Source organism: Blattabacterium cuenoti (assembly GCF_014252075.1).
Lineage (GTDB): Bacteria > Bacteroidota > Bacteroidia > Flavobacteriales > Blattabacteriaceae > Blattabacterium > Blattabacterium cuenoti_AC.
The window spans coordinates 357,501-358,757 of the sequence record NZ_CP059209.1; the positions used below are offsets into that span (position 1 = coordinate 357,501).

General features: G+C 42.2%; 1 tRNA gene and 1 rRNA gene (1 of these 2 cut by a window edge). Both read right to left on the bottom strand.

Annotation, left to right across the window (positions count from 1 at the left end):
• Positions 1 to 1,098: ribosomal RNA gene (locus H0H47_RS01675) — 23S ribosomal RNA — on the bottom strand; it reaches 1,802 nt to the left of the window's first position.
• A 95-nt stretch (positions 1,099 to 1,193) separates the two neighbouring features.
• A tRNA-Ala gene (locus H0H47_RS01680) sits at positions 1,194 to 1,257 on the bottom strand.

Here is a 1,257-nt window from a genome sequence, read left to right on the forward strand (position 1 = left end):
CTAACATCCTAGCTGTCTGTGTAACTAAACCTCGTTTTTACAACTTAACATATACTTTGGGGCCTTAACTGATGGTCTGGGTTGTTCCCCTCTCGGACATGGACCTTAGCACCCATGCCCTCACTACCGTGAAACATAATGACAGCATTCGGAGTTTGTCAGGAATTAGTAGGTGATGAAACCCCTTCATCCAATCAGTAGCTCTACCTCTGTATTACTTTACACGATGCTGCACCTAAATGCATTTCGGGGAGTACGAGCTATCTCCGAGTTTGATTGGCCTTTCACCCCTACCCACAAGTCATCCGAAGACTTTTCAACGTCTACCGGTTCGGTCCTCCACTATGTGTTACCACAGCTTCAACCTGCTCATGGGTAGATCACTCGGTTTCGCGTCTAATTCTTCCGACTGAACGCCCTATTCAGACTCGCTTTCGCTACGGCTCCATAGCTAAACTACTTAACCTTGCCGGAAAAATTAACTCGTAGGTTCATTATGCAAAAGGCACGTCGTTACCTCACTAAAAGGCTACGACAGATTGTAAGCGTATGGTTTCAGGATCTATTTCACCCTTCTATTCGAAGTACTTTTCACCTTTCCCTCACGGTACTAGTTCGCTATCGGTCTCTGAGTAGTATTTAGCCTTACCGGATGGTCCCGGTAGATTCAGACAAGATTTCCCGTGTCCCGTCCTAATCAGGTTACTAATAGGTGATTTTTTATATTTCGTATACAGGATTATCACCTTCTATGATTGGTTTTTCCAAACCATTCTACTATATAAAACATCTACCTTAGTTATAGACCTACAACCCCACTGAAGATAAAACTTCAATGGTTTGGGCTCTTCCGATTTCGCTCGCCACTACTAACGGAATCACTTTTGTTTTCTTTTCCTCTAGATACTTAGATGTTTCAGTTCTCTAGGTTTGCATTACTGTTTAAGTAATATCATATAGAAATATGATAGGTTTCCCCATTCGGATATCTGCGGATCAATTTGTATGTGCCAATTCCCGCAGCTTATCGCAGCTTATCACGTCCTTCTTCGCCTCTCAGAGCCAAGGCATCCACCATACGCCCTTACTTAGCTTTTTTTTTTCTTAACACTTACTTTAAAGTGAACCTATATTTAATTTTGTTTGTATGTTATGTCAAAGAACTCAATATCAATAATAATGAAAATAATGAATGGAGAATATCGGAGTCGAACCGATGACCTCCTGCTTGCAAAGCAGGCGCTCTAGCCAGCTGAG